We start from the raw sequence: 19,370 nt of genomic DNA on the forward strand, positions 1-19,370 counted from the left end.
CTCCTCGAGCAGTAGGGTGCTTTCTTTGCGAGCGCATTACTCTTGTTGCAAGGCCGCGCACGGTGGCCATGGAGGAGTGAGATGAGGAGCAGCAACCCGGTCTTCTCGCGACGGGGGTTCAGCCGCGACAGCGGGGGCTACGCGGGTTTTGACGCGCAGCACCAGCAGGCCGGGACCAACCCGTACGCGACGAATCCTTACGCCACCGACGTGACCACCGGCATGCCGCAGGCGCCCGCGCGCACCGGCGTCATGACGATGGACGACGTCGTGAGCCGTACGGCCATGACGCTCGGTACGGTCATCCTCACGGCGACGATCGCGTGGATCGCCATGCCCGTCGACCCGGCGAACGTCGGCAAGTCGTACGGCGTCGCCATCGGCGCAGCGCTCGTCGCGATGGTCCTCGGACTCGTCCAGAGCTTCAAGCGCAAGGCCTCCCCGGCGATCATCCTGGGCTACGCGGCCTTCGAGGGCTTCTTCCTCGGCGTCATCAGCTCGGCCACCAGCACCTACCTCGGTGCCGGCGTGGTCATCCAGGCCGTGCTCGGCACGATGTGCGTGTTCGCCTCGGTGCTCTTCGCGTACAAGATGCGCTGGATCCGCGTCACCCGCCGCTTCTACGGCTTCGTGATGGCGGCCGCCATGGGCTTCATGCTGCTCATGGTCGCGAACCTGCTGTTCTCGGTCTTCGCGGGCGGCGACGGCCTCGGCTTCCGCAGCGGCGGCCTGGGCATCCTGTTCGGCATCATCGGCGTCGTCCTCGGCGCCTGCTTCCTCGCCCTGGACTTCAAGCAGGTCGAGGACGGCATCGCCTACGGCGCGCCGCGCGACGAGGCCTGGCTGGCGGCATTCGGTCTCACGGTGACCCTGGTGTGGATCTACCTGGAGCTGCTGCGCCTGTTCCAGATCCTCTCCGGCGACGACTAGTCGTACCGGCACCGTCCGCACGGAGTGGGGAAGGCCCCGCGAGCTCACCGCTCGCGGGGCCTTCCCGCGTCTCGGAGGGGGTACGGGGTCGGGGTCGGGGGATCGAGGGGCAGGGGGACGGGGGAGGGCTCAGCCGAACTTGCGGGCGGCCCTGCGCAGGTCGTACTCGTGGATGATCGCCTTGGCCTGGCCGTACGAGAGCTCGTGCGCGCCGCGCAGCCAGCTGACCTTCTCCTCGAACCGGACGAGGGAGGGGCCGTCGTCCACCGTGCGGAGCCAGTCGGAGACTTCACGACCGGTGGTCTGGGGGATTCTGTCGATCATGTTCCGGTGGGTCTGCTCGGAGAACTCTACGGACATGGGCGCCTCCGGAGGTATCGCCGTGCTGTGCTGTTCTCTTCACGCCACCGTGCCGGAGAGTTCGCCCGTTGGCAATGGTGCCGCGGCGGCGCGTAAGGTCGGCCGGGTGCTTGATACTTCGCCTCTGACCGCCGCCGTGGAACGTTTCGCCGACCGGCTGCGGGCCATGCCGCAGAGCCGTCTCCGGCAGGGGGCCGCCGCCGAGGCGCTGGAGCTGGCCCGGGAGCTCTCCGTACGGGCCCAGGTGCTCGAGGCGCCGGAGCGGGCCGAGGGGGCGGCTCCGGCGCGGAACATGCCCGACGCGGGGGTCTTCGTGGTCGGGGACCAGGTCGCGGTGGCCGGGCTGGACCTCGCGCAGGCGCTGCGCGCCGCCGCTGCCGAGGAGTCCCCGGCAACCGCGAAGGCCCCGTCCGAGATGCTGGACGAGGCCGTGCGGCTGGTGGAACAGGCGGAAGTCAGAGCGACGCGATGACGCGGTCCGCGAGGATGTAGACGTTGTTGTCCGGGTCCTGGGGGTCACCGCAGGAGAAGGTCAGCGCATAGGCGCCCGAGATGCCCGAGCCGCCCAGCAGGACCGGCGCGGTGCCCGAGCGCAGGGCCTCGGCGAGGCGCTCCGCCGTCTCCCGGTGGCCCGGGGTCATGCACAGCGTGGTGCCGTCGGTGAAGACGTACACGTCGAGCGTGCCCAGCGGGCCCGGGCGGACGTCGGCGAGAGCCGTGCGGGCCTCCGCGAGCTCCTCCAGGCGGCTGACCGTGCGCTCGTGGTCGGCGCCGGGGGCCGAGGCCTGGACCGGTACGAAGTCGGGGTGCGAGGGGTGACGCCGGCGGGCGGCGGCCAGCTCGGCGGAATCCTCGGGGTAGTCGTCGGCCGCCTCGTCGCCGAGCACCGGCTCCAGACCCACGAGGTCCGCCTGGCGGGGCAGGAAGACGGCCGGACCGTCCTCGCCGAGCCCGGGCAGGCCGCCCAGCAGGGAGGTAGGGGCCTCCCCAGCGAAGCGTGGGGAAGCGTCGGCGGCGTCACGGGCCTCCTGCGCGGCCCAGAAGGCCCGCGCCTCGGCGAGCTCGCGCTCGCGCTCCTCGGCCAGGGCCTCGGCCACGGCGGCTCGTATCTCGGCGGCGGGGGAATGCACGGCACTGCGGGCGTGCGGGACGGTCGCACCGCCGCGGACGTGGGCCGGCGTGGCCAGCTCACCGCGGAGGGCCGCCACCTGCTTGCGCAGGCCGTGTACAGCGTGCAGCGCAGCAGCGCCCACGGCCGCGGCGGCGGCCGTGGTCAGCAGCAGGGCAAGAGACATGGCGCTCACTGACTAACTCCTGGTTGATTCGATCCCCCGACTTCCTACATCAGAGTGTCCCGACCTGGGAATGGCGTGCAGTGCATTACGTCACGAATTGGACAGGGCTTTGGTCACACCAGGGGCGTGCAGATGTGCCCTGACCTGGGGAAATGGCAAACCCCCAGGACAAAGGTCACATCCTGGGGGAGATTCGGTCACAGGTCGGCCGCGACGGGATTGGAATCGGTGTCAGTACGCCGCAAGGGATCAAGCGGATCCCTTGCGGCGTCTGGACGGATGCTCGCCCCGGCTCAGCTCAGGCGCTCGATGACCATGGCCATGCCCTGGCCGCCCCCGACGCACATGGTCTCGAGGCCGAACTGCTTGTCGTGGAACTGCAGGCTGTTGATCAGCGTGCCGGTGATGCGGGCACCGGTCATCCCGAACGGGTGACCGACGGCGATGGCCCCACCGTTGACGTTCAGCTTCTCCAGCGGGATCTCCAGGTCCCGGTAGGAGGGGATGACCTGGGCCGCGAAGGCCTCGTTGATCTCGAACAGGTCGATGTCGCCGACGGTCAGGCCGGCGCGCTTCAGGGCCTGCTTCGACGCCTCGACCGGGCCCAGGCCCATGATCTCGGGGGACAGGGCGGTGACGCCGGTGGAGACGATCCGGGCCAGCGGGGTCAGGCCCAGCTCGCGGGCCTTGGTGTCGCTCATGATGACCAGCGCGGCGGCGCCGTCGTTGAGCGGGCAGCAGTTGCCGGCCGTGACCAGGCCGTCGGGGCGGAAGACGGGCTTGAGGCCCTGGACGCCCTCCAGGGTGACGCCGGCGCGCGGGCCGTCGTCCGTGGAGACGACGGTGCCGTCCGGGGTGGTGACCGGGGTGATCTCCCGCTCCCAGAAGCCGTTCTTGATCGCGGCCTCGGCGAGGTTCTGCGAACGGACGCCGAACTCGTCCATGTCCTGGCGGGTCACGCCCTTGAGACGGGCCAGGTTCTCGGCCGTCTGCCCCATGGAGATGTAGGCGTCGGGGATCAGGCCGTCCGCGCGCGGGTCGTGCCAGTCGCTGCCCTCGCTCTGCGCGACGGCGGCGGTACGGGCCTCGGCGTCGGCGAAGAGCGGGTTGTGCGTGTCCGGCAGGCCGTCGGAGGAGCCCTTCACGAACCGGGAGACGGTCTCGACGCCGGCGGAGATGAAGACGTCGCCCTCGCCCGCCTTGATGGCGTGCAGCGCCATGCGGGAGGTCTGGAGGGAGGAGGAGCAATAGCGGGTGATCGTGGTGCCGGGCAGGTAGTCCATGCCCATCTGCACCGCGACGATACGCGCGAGGTTGTGCCCCTGCTCGCCGCCGGGGAGGCCGCAGCCGAGCATCAGGTCGTCGATCTGGCGCGGGTCCAGCTCGGGGATCTTGGCGAGGGCGGCCTGGATGATCGTGGCGGTCAGGTCGTCCGGGCGGACGTCCTTGAGCGAGCCCTTGCCGGCACGCCCGATGGGGGAGCGGGCGGTGGAAACGATGACGGCTTCGGGCATCGGGACTCCAAGGGGTGCGTCGTTGCGGGACCGCATGCGAAGTTACCGCCCCGTACGGTCGAGGTCACCGGCTTCGGCATGTGATGCCGGTCGCTCCGCGGGTTCAACGCCCGGCCCGCCGTCTCCTGTTCCGCCCCGCCCCGCGCCGGATCGGCCCGGGACGGGTCAGGTGCCGGCCACCTGGGGGCCCGGGACGGGGTCCGGGTTGGGCGGGGGCGCGGAGACGTCCTCGGTCGGGACGCGGCGGCGGCGACGGTGCTTGAGGAGGGCCCACGGCCCGCGTGCGGCCGTGACCTCGGTGCCCGCCTGCCCGGCAGCGGCAGACGCGGCCTTGGCCACCGGAAGCATGTCCTCGTTGCGCGAGACCTCCAGCCGGTCCGACTCCGGCCACAGGGCGAGCGCCGCGCACAGGGTGGGGAGGACGGCCATCGCGGCGGTCGCGTACCCCTCCGCCGACGGGTGGTAGGAGTCCGGGCCGAACATCTCGCGGGGGTTCGCCGCGAACTCCGGGCCCAGCAGGTCCCCCATCGAGACCGTACGGGCCCCCAGCGCGACGACCCCTATGGTCTGTGCGGCGGCCAGCTGGCGCGAGACCCGCCGGGCCAGCCACCGCAGCGGCTGGTACACCGGCTCGATGGTGCCCAGGTCGGGGCAGGTGCCGACCACCACCTCGGCGCCCGCGAGCCGCAGCCGGCGTACCGCCGAGGTGAGGTGGCGCACCGACTGCGTCGGCGGCATGCGCCGCGTCACGTCGTTCGCGCCGATCATGATCACGCACACGTCCGGCGGCGGCAGCCCGCCGTCCAGGAGCAGGCCCGCCTGGCGGTCGAGGTCGTCGGACATGGCCCCGGAGAGGGCCACGTTGCGCAGCTCCACCGGCCGCTCGGCCACCGCCGCCAGCCCCGAGGCCAGCAGCGCGGCCGGGGTCTGTCTGGCCCGGCGTACGCCGAGTCCGGCGGCCGTGGAGTCGCCCAGCATGGCGAGCCGCAGCGGGACGGTGCCCGGTTCCAGCCCGGGGCCGGCCTCGGGTCTGCCGAATTCGCTCCCGTACAGCCCGTCCGCGCGCGGCGGATCGCCCAGTCCGGTGCCCACCGTCCGCTTGGCGAACTGGACCTCCGCCAGCACCAGCCCCACGGCGGCGGCTCCGACCAGCCCGAGCCCGCCGCCGCCGTACGCCGCGCCCGCCGCGATCCGGCGGGCCGTCCTCGCCCTGGACACCTCTCGAGCCACCTCGCTTCGCTGCCTGGCCTCGATGACCTTCCTGCCCCGTACTGCCGGTCGGCCAATCCCTTTCCGCATAGTCTGGCCGGACCTCCCGGAGAACCCGTGGAGTCCCCTCCCTGGAGAACATGGTGCAATTCCACGACTCGATGATCAGCCTCGTCGGCAACACCCCGCTGGTGAAGCTCAACCGTGTGACCGAAGGCCTGCAGGCCACCGTCCTTGCCAAGGTCGAGTACTTCAATCCCGGCGGATCCGTGAAGGACCGGATCGCCGTCCGGATGATCGAGGCCGCCGAGCAGAGCGGTGCCCTCAAGCCCGGTGGCACCATCGTGGAGCCGACCAGCGGCAACACCGGCGTAGGACTCGCCATCGTGGCCCAGCAGAAGGGCTACAAGTGCATCTTCGTCTGCCCTGACAAGGTGTCCATGGACAAGATCAACGTGCTGCGCGCGTACGGCGCCGACGTGGTGGTCTGCCCGACGGCCGTCGACCCCGAGCACCCGGACTCGTACTACAACGTGTCCGACCGCCTCGTCCGCGAGACCCCGGGCGCCTGGAAGCCGGACCAGTACAGCAACCCGAACAACCCCCGTTCGCACTACGAGACCACCGGTCCCGAGCTGTGGGAGCAGACGGACGGGAAGATCACCCACTTCGTCGCGGGCGTCGGCACGGGCGGCACGATCTCGGGCACCGGCAACTACCTCAAGGAGGTGTCCGGCGGCAAGGTCAAGGTCATCGGCGCCGACCCCGAGGGCTCGGTCTACTCCGGCGGCTCCGGCCGCCCGTACCTGGTCGAGGGCGTCGGCGAGGACTTCTGGCCGACCGCGTACGACCCGAACGTCACCGACGAGATCATCGCGGTGTCCGACAAGGACTCCTTCCAGATGACCCGCCGCCTCGCCAAGGAGGAGGGCCTCCTCGTCGGCGGCTCCTGCGGCATGGCGGTCGTCGCGGCGCTGAAGGCCGCCGAGGGGCTCGGCCCGGACGACGTCGTCGTCGTCCTGCTGCCGGACAGCGGCCGCGGCTACATGAGCAAGATCTTCAGCGACGAGTGGATGGCCGGTCACGGCTTCCTCGAGGAGGCGGGCCCCGCGGCGCGCATCGGCGACGTGCTCGCGGACAAGGAGGGCGCCATGCCGTCCCTGGTCCACATGCACCCCGAGGAGACCGTGGGCGAGGCCATCGAGGTGCTGCGCGAGTACGGCGTCTCGCAGATGCCGATCGTCAAGCCCGGCGCCGGCCACCCGGACGTGATGGCCGCCGAGGTCATCGGCTCGGTGGTGGAGAAGGAGCTGCTGTCGGCGCTGTTCGCGAAGCAGGCCTCGCTGTCCGACCCGCTCGAGAAGCACATGAGCAAGCCGCTGCCGCAGGTCGGCTCGGGCGAGCCGGTGTCGGAGCTGATGTCCGTACTGGGCGAGGCGGACGCGGCGATCGTGCTGGTCGAGGGCAAGCCGACCGGCGTGGTCAGCCGTCAGGACCTGCTGGCGTTCCTCGCGAAGGGCGCGAAGTAGCCGCTGCCGGTGGCGGGATGACGTCGTGTCGGCAGTCGGGTCGGCATGTCGCGCAAACGGTACGGGCCCGTCATGTGGCGGCAGCACCGGCTTAACACGGCTCCGGCACAGTGGTGGTTGTCGGCAGGAGCGCAAACGCCCCGGCCGGCACCACCGAACGGTGTTGGCGTGAATCCGGAGCGGCTCCCGGACCGCGCGGACGCCACGGACGCGGCCGGCCCTGACCCGGCCCGTGTCCTTCGCGGGGACCGCCGTCGTCCCGCCCCTCGCTCTCGCGAGGGTGCGGCGGTCCCCGCGCACACCCTTTTTTATGGGGCTCGGCTCGCCTCCGGGGCGCCGTTGCCCGACTCACAGGGCCCCCAGGCGCGCCCCTTCGGCTCGCTCGCCCGTGCAGCGGTGAGGGGACCGCGCAGCGGTCAGGGGCGGTGGCGGAAGGATTTGGCGGCGTGGACGAAGTTCACGCCGACGACGCCCGCCCAGGCGACCAGCAGGCCCTTGAACCCCGCCTGCGTGGCGCCGATGGCCGACAGCGGGATCGCCAGGACCAGTGTGATGATCGCGAAACCGAAGCGTTCGCCGAAGGTGCCGTCCAGCGGTGCCGGCGAGCCCCCGCCCCGGCCCCCGCGGACGGCGGCCAGGCGTTCCTCGGCCAGCCGGCGGCGCACCTGGGTGTCGACCTTCTCCACGAAGGAGTCCACGAGCGCGGCCTCGTAGTCCGGCCCCAGCTCGCGCCGGGCGTCCAACGTCGCGTCGAGTTCCTTCTTCAGCTCCTGGGACTCCATGCGCCCAGGGTAGGAACGGGCGCCGGCCGCGGCACTGGGGGTAGCCCCCGTATCCGCGGGCCGTCGCCGCCCGTATCCCCGCCCTCCACGCTCCGGACCGTCTCGCGGAGCGGTCCGCGGCTTGCCGTCCTGCATAACCGCATGCAGAGTGCTCGGTGACTGAATAATCACGGGGACGGAGGGGGTCGGGATGAGCGACAGCCCGGCAGCACGGCTGCAGAAGCTGTTCGAGGGGCACCGGCTGACGCCCACCCAGCGGCGGATCGCCCACTGCATGGTCCGGGGCGCGGCGGACGTACCGTTCCTGTCGAGCGTGGAGCTCGCCGAGCTGGCCGGGGTGAGCCAGCCCTCGGTGACCCGTTTCGCGGTGGCGCTCGGCTTCGACGGATATCCGGCGCTGCGCCGGCACCTGCGCGAGGTGGCTCCCGCCGAGCGGGCCGAGGCCGCGCAGGAGGACGGGTACAACGAGTACCAGCAGGCCGTCCAGGGCGAGATCGAAAACCTGCGGCAGCTGTCGGCGATGCTGGCCGACCCCTCGCCGGTCGAGGAGGCGGGCCGGGTGCTCGCCGCGTCCAGGCCGTTGCCCGTGCTCGGACTGCGGGCGGCGTCCTCGCAGGCGCGCGGGTTCGCGTACTTCGCCGCCAAGGTGCATCCGGACGTACGGCTCCTCGACGAGGGCGGCTCGATGCTCGCCGACCGGATCGACGCGGCCGCCGGGGCCGGGGCCTCGGCGCTGCTGTGCTTCGCGCTGCCGCGGCATCCGCGGGAGGTGGCGGAGGCCCTGGACCACGCGCGGGCGGCCGGACTGAAGGTGGTGACGGTCGCGGACTCGGCGTTCGCGCCGGTGGCCCGCTCCTCGGACCTGCTGATCCCGGCGCCCGTCGGGACGGGACTGGCCTTCGACACCGCGTGCGCGCCGATGCTGCTGGGCCGGGTCCTCCTGGAGGCGATGGCGGACGCCCTCCCGGACGCCCAGGCCCGCCTGGAAGCCTTCGACGCCCGGGCGGCGGCGCGGGGGCTGTTCGTGGAGTAGGGGCTCCTGTGCGGGGCCTCCACCCCCCCGGGGCCCGGGGGGGCGGAGCGCGTGTGCGGAAGGGCGCGGCTCCTGGGGGAGTCGCGCCCTTCGTGTGCTCCGGGGACTGGCGGTGTCAGACCGCGAGCCCGATGGTGGAGCTGCCCGTGCCGCCCGGGACGGGGGGCTTGGGCTGCCTCGCCGCGCACTGCTCGGGAGTGTCGACCCCGAGGCAGAGCACCGATCCCATCGGGACCTTGACGGTGCCGTCGCCCTTCGGCAGGGGCTTGCCGTCGACGCACAGCCCCGGGGCCGCCTTCGGGTCGTTGCAGTAGCTCTCCGGAACCACACCGTCGGAGTCCGCCGGCTTGGAAGGAACCTCGCCCTCGCCCGCGGGGTTCTCGTCAGACGGGACCTTCTCGTCGGACGGGACCCGGTCGTCCTTGCTGTCCTCGCCCCGGCGGTCGTCGTGGTCGTTGCCGCCGCGGTCGGCCGGGAGGGTGATCGTATGCGGCGTCGCCGGGGCGGCGAACGCGCCGGTGGGGAGCAGTACGCCTCCGGCGGCCAGCGAGGTCGAGGCGGTCAGCAGCGCGAGACGCAGGGTGCGGGAGGTGAGAGACATGGGAGACCTTCCAGGGGAGGGAGGGGGAGTGGGCCACCGGTTCTGCGTGAGCCCGTGCATCCAGTAAGCCCCGGCGGCCGGATCGCGTCATGACCCTGGAATTCGTGACTTGACGGATTTTGGTGGATTTGATAGCCGCCCATGTCGCCGGGAGGACTGCCGCCCCGCTCCTCCCCGCCCCGCAGACCCGACGGCGATCAGTCGTCCATCCGGACCAGGGCCTCCCCGAAGTCGCCGCCCGCCTCCGTCACGATCGATGCCGCCGACTGGGCCGGGCGGGCCGGGGTGAAGTGGACCGCGCCCGAGCGGGTCGTCGTGTAGCCGTGGACGGCCGGGCGCGGGAGGCTGTTGTAGCCGTAGTGGGCCGTGAAGAAGTACGCGCCCGTGTCCGGGACCGCGATCAGGTCGCCCGGGGCCAGTTCCGGGAGCTCCCGGGCCGTGGCCAGCAGGTCGCTCGCGAAGCACGCCGGGCCCGCGATGTCCTGGGCGACCGGCGGTCCCGTCTTCGGGGTGCCCTTCGCGTCGTACGGCAGGATCCGCAGCGGCCACGCCGCCGGCGCGTAGACCGTACGGGTCGCCAGCTGGACCCCGGCGTGCGTGAGGGCGATGGGGCGGCCCCCGGTGGTCTTCGTGTACTCGACCCGGGAGAGCACCAGCCCGTGCTTGGCCAGCAGTGACCTGCCGAACTCCGTCACCAGGCCGTAGCGGCCGGAGAACAGTGCCGGGACGGCCTCGCGGAGGGCCGCCACGTACTGCGCGTACGTCGGGCTCTCAACGTCCGACGCGAAGTTCACCGGCAGGCCACCGCCGATGTCGAGGGTGTCGACCTGGCGGCGGCCGGCCGCGGCGTTGATCTCCTCCGCCAGGGAGTGGAGGGCGCGGACCCCTTCCGCGATCAGGGGCAGGGGCACGCCCTGGGAGCCCGAGTGGGCGTGCAGCCGGGTCAGCCACGGCCGGTCCAGGAAGGCGCGTACGAGCCACTCGCGCGCCCCCGGATCCCGTAGCGCGATCCCGAACTTCGACGTCGCGGTGGCCGTCGAGAGGGCGTCGATCGTGCCCGCGCCCGTCTGCGGGTTGATCCGGATCCCCAGAGGGGCCGTCGTGGGGGCCTCGGCGACCAGGGCGTCCAGGCGTTCCAGTTCCTGCCGGTTGTCGGCGTTGACGGCGATCCCGAGCGCCAGCGCCTCGCGCAGCTCGGCCACCGTCTTGGCGGGGGAGTCCAGAACCGTCCGCTCCGGCCCGACCCCCGCCGCCCGGGCCAGCACCAGCTCGCCGGGGCTCGCGACCTCGCAGCCGAGGCCGCAGTCCGCGAGCAGCCGCAGCACCGGCACGAGCGGGCAGGCCTTCACCGCGAAGGCGTGCAGGACGGGGGTGCCGGGCGCCAGCGCGCTCGCGAAGGCGCTGGTCAGAGCGTCGGCGGAGGACCGGATCCCGGTCACGTCCAGCAGGCAGACCAGCGGCTCCGCAGCGTCCGCCCCGCCCACCAGACCCTGCTCGACCGCGGCCCGTACGGCCATGTCCCGGCGCGTCATCGCGTTCATCGCGTGCATCTCGGCAGGCATGTCCGTCAGCCAATCATCCGGCGGGTCGGCCCGCAGCTGTTGACTGAATCTATTCAGGAAGTCAGGATGTGAATAGATTGACCAACATCGGAGGAGGCACCGCCATGTCAGGACCCCGCCCCGTACGTGCTGCGCGAGGCACCGAGCTCAGCACCCTGGGATGGCAGCAGGAAGCCGCCCTCCGGATGCTGCAGAACAACCTCGACCCCGAGGTCGCCGAGCACCCCGACAAGCTCGTCGTCTACGGCGGCACCGGCAAGGCGGCGCGCGACTGGCGCTCCTTCGACGCGATGGTCCGCACCCTGCGGACCCTCAAGCAGGACGAGACGATGCTCGTCCAGTCCGGCCGCCCGGTCGGCGTGATGCAGACCCACGAGTGGGCGCCGCGCGTGCTGCTCGCCAACTCCAACCTGGTCGGCGACTGGGCCAACTGGGAGGAGTTCCGCCGCCTGGAGCACCTCGGTCTGACCATGTACGGCCAGATGACCGCCGGCTCCTGGATCTACATCGGCACCCAGGGCATCCTGCAGGGCACGTACGAGACCTTCGCGGCCGTCGCGGCCAAGAAGTTCAACGGGACCCTCGCCGGCACCATCACCCTGACCGCCGGCCTCGGCGGCATGGGCGGCGCCCAGCCGCTGGCCGTGACGATGAACGACGGCGTCGCGATCTGCATCGACGTCGACCCGCGCGCCATCGAGCGCCGCATCGAGCACCGCTACCTCGACGTCAAGGCCGACGATCTGCGGCACGCGCTGCAGCTCGCGGTCGAGGCGCGCGACGCCCGCAAGCCCCTCTCCATCGGCCTGCTCGGCAACGCGGCCGAGCTGCTCCCGCAGATGCTGGCCGAGGGCGCCCCGATCGACATCGTGACCGACCAGACCTCGGCCCACGACCCGCTCTCCTACCTCCCGGTGGGTGTCGACTTCGACGACATGGCGGCGTACGCGGCCAAGGACCCGGCCGGCTTCACCACGCGGGCCCGCGAGTCCATGGCCAGGCACGTCGAGGCCATGGTCGGCTTCATGGACGCCGGCTCCGAGGTCTTCGACTACGGCAACTCCATCCGCGGCGAGGCCCAGCTGGCCGGCTACGACCGCGCGTTCGCCTTCCCCGGCTTCGTCCCGGCGTACATCCGCCCGCTGTTCTGCGAGGGCAAGGGCCCGTTCCGCTGGGCGGCCCTGTCCGGCGAGGCCTCGGACATCCACAAGACCGACAAGGCCATGCTCGAGCTCTTCCCGGAGAACGAGTCGCTGCACCGCTGGATCAAGATGGCCGGCGAGCGCGTCCACTTCCAGGGCCTGCCGGCGCGCATCTGCTGGCTCGGCTACGGCGAGCGCGACAAGGCCGGCGAGCGCTTCAACGAGATGGTGGCCGACGGCACCCTCGCCGCCCCGCTGGCCATCGGCCGCGACCACCTCGACTGCGGCTCCGTCGCCTCCCCGTACCGCGAGACCGAGGCCATGCTCGACGGCTCCGACGCGATCGCCGACTGGCCGCTGCTCAACGCCATGGTCAACGTCGCCTCCGGCGCCTCCTGGGTCTCGATCCACCACGGCGGCGGCGTCGGCATGGGCCGCTCGATCCACGCGGGCCAGGTCACCGTCGCCGACGGCACCAAGCTCGCGGGCGAGAAGATCCGCCGCGTCCTCACCAACGACCCCGGCATGGGCGTCATCCGCCACGTCGACGCGGGCTACGACATCGCCGAGTCGGTCGCGGACGAGCGCGGCGTCCGGGTCCCCATGCGCGAGGGCGACGACGCGTGAGCGACAACCCCGCAGGGGCGACCTCGTTCCACGGCATGTGGAACGAGCTCGCCCCCATCGGCCGCCACGCCGACTCCGGCGGGTACCGCCGCTACGCGTGGACCGGTGCCGACGCCGACTGCCGGACCTGGTTCCAGGCCCAGGCGGAGGCCCGCGGCCTCACGTACGAGACCGACCGCAACGGCAACCAGTGGGCCTGGCTCGGCGACCCCCTCGCCGGTGACGCCGTCGTCACCGGCTCCCACCTGGACTCCGTGCCCGACGGCGGCGCCTTCGACGGCCCCCTCGGCGTGGTGTCCTCCTTCGCGGCCCTGGACGAACTCCGCAGGAGGGGCGCGGAGTTCGCCAGGCCACTGGCCATCACCAACTTCGGCGACGAGGAAGGGGCCCGCTTCGGTCTCGCCTGCGTCGGCTCCCGGCTCGCCGCCGGGCAGCTGACCAAGGAGAAGGCGTACGAGCTCCGCGACGCCGACGGGATCAGCCTGCCCCGGGCCATGGAGGCCGCCGGGTACGACCCCGAGGCCATCGGCGCCGACCCGGAACGCCTCGCCCGCATCGGCGCGTTCGTCGAGCTGCACGTCGAGCAGGGCCGGGCGCTGGACCTGTCCGGTGACGCCGTCGGCATCGCGTCCGCGATCTGGCCGCACGGCCGCTGGCGGTTCGACTTCCACGGCGAGGCCAACCACGCGGGCACCACCCGCCTCGTGGACCGGCGCGACCCGATGCTCACGTACGCGGCGACCGTCCTGGCCGCCCGTACGGAGGCGGCCCTCGCCGGCGCCGTCGCGACCTTCGGCAAGATCGCCGTCGAGCCGAACGGGGTCAACGCCATCCCGTCCCTCGTACGCGGCTGGCTCGACTCCCGCGCCGCCGACCAGGCCACCCTCGACGCGGTGGTCACCGCCATCGAGAAGGCCGCCCGCGAGCGCGCCGACCAGGACGGGATCGACCTGGCCATCGTCCGGGAGTCCTTCACCCCGGTCGTCGAGTTCGAGCACGCGCTGCGCGACGAGATGAACCGGATCCTCGGCGGCTCCGTCCCCGTCCTCGGGACCGGGGCGGGACACGACGCCGGAATCCTCTCCGCAGCCGTGCCGACCGCGATGCTGTTCGTACGCAACCCGACCGGCGTCTCCCACTCGCCGAAGGAGTTCGCCCCCGAGGACGACTGCGTGGCCGGTGTCCTCGCTCTGGCCGACGTACTGGAAGGACTGGCCTGCCGGTGAAGACGTACTGGTTGGAACACTCCTGGCTCGGCGCCCACGTCGAGCCGGGCGTGGCCCTCGAGGTGGGCGCCAACGGGCGGATCGCGGCCCTGCGGACCGGGGTCGACGCCCCGCCGCCGGGGGCCGAGGTACTGCGCGGGCTGACCGTCCCCGGGCTGGCCAACGCGCACTCGCATGCGTTCCACCGGGCGCTGCGCTCGCTGGTGCAGGTGGGCTCCGGGACCTTCTGGACCTGGCGCGAGTTCATGTACCAGGTCGCCCAGAACCTCACCCCCGACACGTACTTCGCGCTCGCGCGCGCGGTGTACGCGGAGATGGCGCTGGCCGGCATCACCAACGTCGGCGAGTTCCACTACGTCCACCACGCACCCGGCGGCGCCCCGTACGCGGACCCCAACGCCATGGGCGAGGCCCTGATCGAGGCGGCCGCGGAGGCGGGCATCCGGATCACGCTGCTCGACACGGCGTACCTGTCGTCCGGCTTCGGAGAGGCGCCCAACCCGCACCAGGTGCGGTTCTCCGACGGGACGGCCGACGCCTGGGCCGAGCGCGTCTCGGCGCTCAAGCCCCGCGGGCACGCCCTGATCGGCGCGGCGATCCACTCCGTGCGCGCCGTACCGGCCGGGCAGCTGGCCACGGTCGCCCGCTGGGCCGAGGAGCGGCAGGCCCCGCTGCACGTCCACCTCTCCGAGCAGACCGCCGAGAACGAGGCCTGCCGGGCCGCGCACGGGCGTACCCCGACCCAGCTCCTGGCCGACCACGGGGTCCTCGGCCCGCGCACCACCGGCGTCCACAACACGCACCTGACGGACGGGGACATCGCGCTGCTGGGCGGGACCACGACCGGTACGTGCATGTGCCCCACCACCGAGCGGGACCTCGCCGACGGCATCGGCCCGGCCCGCCGGCTCCAGCAGGCCGGCAGCCCGCTCTCGCTCGGCAGCGACAGCCATGCGGTGATCGACCTGCTGGAGGAGGCGCGGGCGATGGAGCTCAACGAGCGCCTGAGCAGCCGGACCCGGGGCCACTGGACGGCGAACGCGCTGCTGACGGCGGCGACGGCGGACGGTCATGCGGCCCTTGGTCTGGCCGACGCGGGGCGCCTGGAGGCGGGTGCGCTCGCGGACTTCACCACGATCGCGCTGGACTCCGTCCGTACCGCAGGTCCCCTGCCGCGGCTCGGCGCCGAGACGGCGGTGTTCGCGGCCACCGCCTCGGACGTCCGCCACACGGTGGTAGGGGGCCGGCACATCGTCCGCGACGGGTCGCACACCCTTGTCCCGGACGTGGCGTCCGCCCTGTCCGAGTCCATCGCGGCCGTCCGCGGCTGACGTTGTCCTCCCCCCACCCCGCCCCTTCCCGAAACCGGGGCAGGCAGGCCCCGGACCCCCGTACGTGCGCTCCGCGCCCGTGCGCTCAAACGCCGCGCGGGCTGGAACGAACCCGAAGGGAACCATGACCACCACCGTCATCACCAACATCGGCAGCCTCGTCACCAACGACCCCGCGCTCGGCGACGGCAGCCCCCTCGGCCTGATCGAGAACGCCGCCGTCGTGATCGACGGCGAGACCATCGCCTGGGTCGGCCCGGCCGCCGGCGCCCCCGCCACCGACTCGGCCTTCGACGCGCAGGGCCGTGCGCTGATCCCCGGCTTCGTCGACTCCCACTCGCACCTCGTCTTCGCCGGGGACCGCACCGCCGAGTTCAACGCCCGGATGTCCGGGCGCAGCTACTCCGCCGGCGGCATCCGCACCACCGTCGCCGCCACCCGTGCCGCCACCGACGCCGAGCTCGAGGCCAACCTGCTGCGCCACCTCGACGAGGCCCGCCGCCAGGGCACCACCACGTTCGAGACGAAGTCCGGCTACGGCCTCACGGTCGAGGACGAGGCCCGCGCGCTGCGCATCGCCGCCGCGCACACCGAGGAGGTCACCTACCTCGGCGCGCACATCGTGTCCCCCGACTACGCCGAGGACCCGGCCGGCTACGTCGACCTCGTCACCGGCGAGATGCTGGCGGCCTGCGCCCCGTACGCCCGCTGGGTGGACGTGTTCTGCGAGAAGGGCGCCTTCGACGGCGACCAGGCGCGCGCGATCCTCACCGCCGGCGCCGCCGCCGGGCTGATCCCGCGCGTGCACGCCAACCAGCTGTCCTACGGCCCCGGCGTGCAGCTCGCCGTCGAGCTGGAGGCCGCCTCCGCCGACCACTGCACCCACCTCACCGACGCCGACGTCGACGCCCTCGTGCAGGCCGCGGACACCACCGTCGCGACGCTGCTGCCCGGTGCCGAGTTCTCCACGCGCGCCCAGTGGCCCGACGCCCGCCGCCTCATCGACGCGGGCGCCACCGTCGCGCTGTCCACCGACTGCAACCCGGGCTCCTCGTACACGAGTTCCATGCCGTTCTGCATCGCGCTCGCGGTCCGGGACATGCGGATGACCCCGGACGAGGCGCTGTGGGCGGCCACCGCCGGTGGCGCGCGGGCGCTGCGCCGCAGCGACATCGGCCGGATCGCCCCCGGAGCCCGCGCCGACCTGGCCCTCCTGGAGGCCCCGAGCCACGTCCACCTGGCCTACCGGCCCGGTGTCCCGCTCGTCCGCGCCGTCTGGCAGCGAGGCGTCCGCGCCGCCTGAACGACCGCCGATCCGCCCGGACATGGCCTGAATCCAGGCGGCCGAAAGGCCGTGGATCCAGGCCTGTCCCGTGTCTTCCCTCCGCAAGGTCCCGGGCGTACCTTGAGCCACCAATCTGATGTGTCGTCAGTAACTTGTGGCCCGAGGGGAAGACGAAGGTGACCGACCGGAAACGCTCCACCGCGCTTGCGCTGGCCTCCGCGCTGGCCGGAACGGCGGTCCTGCTGGCCGCCCCCGCAGCCCGGGCCGACGTCGTCGACGTGGCGTACGACTGCAAGACCCCCATCGGGGACAAGTCGGCGGTGTCGCCCATCGACATCAAAGCCGTCAAGGAGGGCGACGGCTACAAGCTGACGATGTCCTTCCAGAAGGGCGTCTCGTCCAGCCCCGTCGAACTCGGCAAGGGCGCGATGAGCCCCAGCGCCGTCATCCTGGCCGACGGCGCGGAGAAGGTGTCCGTGCCGGTGTCGGGTGCGCCCAACCCCGAGGCCGTGCCCGCCAACACCCCCATCAAGATCACCGACCTCTCGGGCACCTACACCCCCAAGAAGAGCGGCAAGGTCACCTTCACCGCGGGCGTGCTCACCATCAAGGCGCTGGGGACCACCACCACCTGCACCCCCGGCAACAGCCCCAAGCCGTCCCTGGAGCTGGACGTGACGGCGGGCCCGCAGTCCGGGGGCAGCACCCCGCAGGACACCCTCCCGCAGACCGGGCCCACCGACTCCGCCCTCGCCCTCGGCACCCTCGGCGGCACCGTGCTGCTCACCGGCGCCGCCGGCGTGCTCTGGCTGACCCGGCGCGGCCAGCGGGCCCGGTCCTGAACGGAGCACCCCCGGCCATGCCCGTGCTCCACATCCCCGGTTCCGTCCGGCGCCTGTGTCTCGCGCTGCTCGCCGCGGCCCTGCTGTTCGGGTCCGTGGCGGGGGCCGCCGCCGACGAGCCCGGCTGGACCGCCGAGCCCGCCGCGGGCGGCGCCGCGGCGGCCCGGCCGTCCTTCTACCTCGCGGGCCCCGCCGGCACCGTCCTGGAGGACCGGCTGGCCCTGACCAACACCTCCGACCGGGAGCGCACCGTCACCCTGCGCGGGGCCGACGCCTACAACACGGCCGGCGGGGCCTTCGCCGTGCGCCCCGGGCAGGAATCGGCCGGCGCCGGGTCCTGGATCAGCTTCGGGGCCGCCGCCACCGTGAAGGTCCCGCCCCGCACCCGCGCGGTGGTCCCCTTCACCGTCACCCTGCCGCCCGCGGCCCTCCCCGGCGACCACCCGGCCGCCGTGGTCGCCACCGAGGACGGCCGCGAGGTGGGCGTACGGGTCGACCTGCGCGTCGGCGGCCCGACGCTGGCCGCCCTCACGGTCGAGGACGTCTCCGTACGCGGCAAGGGCGCGGCCGCGGTGGTCGCGTACACCCTGGTCAACCGCGGCAACGTGGCCCTCGCCCCCGAACTGGCGCTGCGCGCCGAGGGCCTCTTCGGCGAGGTCCCGGGCCGGACCGCCCGCGCCCTGCCGGTGGAGCTGCTCCCCGGCCAGCGGGTGTCGCTGACCGAGCCCTGGCCCGGCGCCCCGGTCCTCGACGACGTCGCCCTCACCCTCACGGTCACCGCCCCCGGCGCCGCCCCGGCCACCGCCACCGCCTCGGCGTGGTTCGTGCCCTGGGGCCTCGCGGCCCGGACGGGCGCCGGGCTGCTCGGCCTCGGCGGGGTCACCGCGGCCGCTCTGCTCCTCGTACGCAGCCGGCGCAGCCGCAGGGAGCCGCCGGCGTACGAGGAGCCCGTACCCGCGGGGAGCCGGGCACCGGAACACGAGCTGACGGGAGCATCCAGGTGAGCGCCAAGGTCGGCGGAACGGTCGGCGGCAAGGCCGGGGCCCTGCTCGCGGCGGGGCTGGCGGTGTGCGCCCTGGTCCTGTTCCCGGCCCCGGCCGTGGTGGCCGCCGAGGGCAAGCCCGCCGTGGCGCTCTCGCTCCAGGAGGCCGCGAAGGGCACGGAGATCACCGTCACCGGCACCGGCTGGCGGGCGAAGACCCTGGTGATGCTGCTGGTCTGCGGACAGAACATGATCGGCGGCACCAACAGCTGCGCCAACGCCGACGGAACCGCGGTCTCGGTCGGCGACGACGGGCACTTCACCGCCCGGCTGCCCGTCGTGGCACCGCCCAAGCCCTGCCCCTGCGTCGTCAACGTCACCTCCGTCAACGGGGACCAGTCCACCGTCGCCGCCCCCCTGAAGATCACCGACCACCCGGTGGCCGAGCTGCCCGCCGAGTCCGGCACGGCGCGCCTGGCGATGCTCACCGGGGTCCGGCTCGAGGGCGAGGACGGGGTGCTGACCTGGTTCGGCGCCCCGCCCGGCAGGAAGTTCACGGTCACCGTCGGCAACCTCGGCTCGGCCCCGGTCAAGGACCCGGTCTTCCAGCTCGGCACCGCCCACGGGGTGTACGCACCGCTGTGGGACGAGGTCCGGTGGAAGGGCACGATCCCGCCGGGCGGCAAGGCGGAGGTCCGGCTGGACGTCAGCCTCGCCGCGGGGGCCCACGGGGACTACACCGTCTCCCTCAAGTACGGCGACACGGTCGTGGCCACGCAGCCCTGGGGCGTGGACCGCCCGTACGGGGTGCTGCTGTTCTGGGGCCTGCTCCTGCTGGTGATCCCGGCCGCGGTCTTCCGGATCGGCATGGCCGTCGTCGACCGGGTCCGGCCGCGTACGGCGCCGGCCGGCGGCCGCCACCGGGGCGCGCAGGCCCCGGAGCCGGGCGCTGCCGAGTCCGGGCCGGCGGCCGCGCAGGACTCCCCCGGGACCACCACGGCGGTCCTGCCGTGGTTCACCCCGGACAGCGAGCCCGGGCCGAGATCCCCACACGTACCACAGGCGTCCGCACCGTCTGAGAACAGCCCGACGACGAAAGGACCTTTGTGAAGACCCAACG

The 19,370-nt window shown here is 73.0% G+C and carries 18 protein-coding genes; 11 read left to right on the forward strand and 7 right to left on the reverse strand.

The annotated features are described in order from the left end of the window. The first annotated feature begins 81 nt into the window (after positions 1–81). On the forward strand, positions 82–930 hold the full coding sequence (locus AB5J51_RS24000; protein WP_369778617.1) for a Bax inhibitor-1/YccA family protein: 849 nt from the start codon (positions 82–84) through the stop codon (positions 928–930). A gap of 129 nt (positions 931–1,059) precedes the next feature. Here the strand turns inward: AB5J51_RS24000 and AB5J51_RS24005 are convergent, their stop codons facing one another. Further along, positions 1,060–1,290, reverse strand: coding sequence for a DUF4287 domain-containing protein (locus tag AB5J51_RS24005; RefSeq protein ID WP_030156482.1), 231 nt, complete (start codon positions 1,288–1,290; stop codon positions 1,060–1,062). A 106-nt stretch (positions 1,291–1,396) separates the two neighbouring features. On the opposite strand from AB5J51_RS24005, the gene AB5J51_RS24010 reads away from it, so the two are divergent. Beyond that, on the forward strand, positions 1,397–1,762 hold the full coding sequence (locus AB5J51_RS24010) for a hypothetical protein (RefSeq protein WP_053791066.1): 366 nt from the start codon (positions 1,397–1,399) through the stop codon (positions 1,760–1,762). Here the strand turns inward: AB5J51_RS24010 and AB5J51_RS24015 are convergent. From AB5J51_RS24015 to AB5J51_RS24025, 3 genes are all read right to left on the reverse strand, one after another. Next, positions 1,746–2,585: a hypothetical protein gene (locus AB5J51_RS24015; RefSeq protein ID WP_206310777.1), complete on the reverse strand. Its 840-nt coding sequence runs from the start codon at positions 2,583–2,585 to the stop codon at positions 1,746–1,748. The genes AB5J51_RS24010 and AB5J51_RS24015 overlap by 17 nt on opposite strands. 293 nt (positions 2,586–2,878) lie before the next feature. Next, the gene (locus AB5J51_RS24020) at positions 2,879–4,099 is read right to left on the reverse strand and encodes an acetyl-CoA C-acetyltransferase (protein ID WP_053791068.1); all 1,221 of its coding nucleotides are present in this window, start codon (positions 4,097–4,099) and stop codon (positions 2,879–2,881) included. 165 nt (positions 4,100–4,264) lie between these two features. Then, on the reverse strand, positions 4,265–5,317 hold the full coding sequence (locus tag AB5J51_RS24025; RefSeq protein WP_234382998.1) for an SGNH/GDSL hydrolase family protein: 1,053 nt from the start codon (positions 5,315–5,317) through the stop codon (positions 4,265–4,267). Between the two features lie 134 nt (positions 5,318–5,451). Here AB5J51_RS24025 and AB5J51_RS24030 point away from each other — a divergent pair, with 134 nt between their 5' ends. Continuing rightward, on the forward strand, positions 5,452–6,837 hold the full coding sequence (locus tag AB5J51_RS24030; RefSeq protein ID WP_030296949.1) for a cystathionine beta-synthase: 1,386 nt from the start codon (positions 5,452–5,454) through the stop codon (positions 6,835–6,837). A 416-nt stretch (positions 6,838–7,253) separates the two neighbouring features. On the opposite strand, the gene AB5J51_RS24035 is transcribed toward AB5J51_RS24030, so the two are convergent. Then, on the reverse strand, positions 7,254–7,619 hold the full coding sequence (locus AB5J51_RS24035; RefSeq protein ID WP_053791070.1) for a hypothetical protein: 366 nt from the start codon (positions 7,617–7,619) through the stop codon (positions 7,254–7,256). 190 nt (positions 7,620–7,809) lie between these two features. On the opposite strand from AB5J51_RS24035, the gene AB5J51_RS24040 reads away from it, so the two are divergent. Continuing rightward, entirely contained in the window at positions 7,810–8,652 is an 843-nt protein-coding gene (locus tag AB5J51_RS24040) for a MurR/RpiR family transcriptional regulator (protein WP_053791071.1), read from the forward strand. A 115-nt stretch (positions 8,653–8,767) separates the two neighbouring features. Here the strand turns inward: AB5J51_RS24040 and AB5J51_RS24045 are convergent, their stop codons facing one another. Together AB5J51_RS24045 and AB5J51_RS24050 are read right to left on the reverse strand one after the other, a co-directional pair. Then, positions 8,768–9,253 carry a hypothetical protein gene (locus AB5J51_RS24045; protein ID WP_136226208.1) on the reverse strand — a complete coding sequence of 162 codons (486 nt, stop codon included), beginning with the start codon at positions 9,251–9,253 and terminating at the stop codon, positions 8,768–8,770. 197 nt (positions 9,254–9,450) lie between these two features. After that, positions 9,451–10,815, reverse strand: a complete 1,365-nt coding sequence (locus tag AB5J51_RS24050) for a diaminopimelate decarboxylase (protein ID WP_369778618.1) — start codon at positions 10,813–10,815, stop codon at positions 9,451–9,453. 104 nt (positions 10,816–10,919) lie between these two features. Between AB5J51_RS24050 and hutU the strand changes: the two genes are divergently transcribed. The 7 genes from hutU to AB5J51_RS24085 all read left to right on the forward strand — a co-directional run bounded on the left by hutU (position 10,920) and on the right by AB5J51_RS24085 (position 19,360). Beyond that, positions 10,920–12,584, forward strand: coding sequence for a urocanate hydratase (hutU, locus tag AB5J51_RS24055; protein ID WP_369778619.1), 1,665 nt, complete (start codon positions 10,920–10,922; stop codon positions 12,582–12,584). A gap of 35 nt (positions 12,585–12,619) precedes the next feature. Continuing rightward, positions 12,620–13,810: an allantoate amidohydrolase gene (locus AB5J51_RS24060; protein WP_053791122.1), complete on the forward strand. Its 1,191-nt coding sequence runs from the start codon at positions 12,620–12,622 to the stop codon at positions 13,808–13,810. Beyond that, on the forward strand, positions 13,801–15,141 hold the full coding sequence (locus AB5J51_RS24065; RefSeq protein ID WP_369780301.1) for a formimidoylglutamate deiminase: 1,341 nt from the start codon (positions 13,801–13,803) through the stop codon (positions 15,139–15,141). Before AB5J51_RS24060 ends, AB5J51_RS24065 begins: the two co-directional genes overlap by 10 nt. Positions 15,142–15,265: 124 nt before the next feature. After that, positions 15,266–16,444, forward strand: a complete 1,179-nt coding sequence (gene hutI / locus AB5J51_RS24070) for an imidazolonepropionase (protein WP_053791076.1) — start codon at positions 15,266–15,268, stop codon at positions 16,442–16,444. A gap of 158 nt (positions 16,445–16,602) precedes the next feature. Further along, positions 16,603–17,268: an LPXTG cell wall anchor domain-containing protein gene (locus AB5J51_RS24075; protein WP_133897859.1), complete on the forward strand. Its 666-nt coding sequence runs from the start codon at positions 16,603–16,605 to the stop codon at positions 17,266–17,268. Positions 17,269–17,285: 17 nt separating this feature from the next. After that, positions 17,286–18,272: a hypothetical protein gene (locus tag AB5J51_RS24080; RefSeq protein ID WP_369778620.1), complete on the forward strand. Its 987-nt coding sequence runs from the start codon at positions 17,286–17,288 to the stop codon at positions 18,270–18,272. Next, positions 18,269–19,360, forward strand: a complete 1,092-nt coding sequence (locus AB5J51_RS24085) for a hypothetical protein (RefSeq protein ID WP_369778621.1) — start codon at positions 18,269–18,271, stop codon at positions 19,358–19,360. Before AB5J51_RS24080 ends, AB5J51_RS24085 begins: the two co-directional genes overlap by 4 nt. The last annotated feature ends 10 nt before the right edge of the window (positions 19,361–19,370 follow it).

Source organism: Streptomyces sp. R33 (genome assembly GCF_041200175.1).
In the GTDB taxonomy this organism is placed as follows: Bacteria; Actinomycetota; Actinomycetes; order Streptomycetales; family Streptomycetaceae; genus Streptomyces; species Streptomyces katrae_B.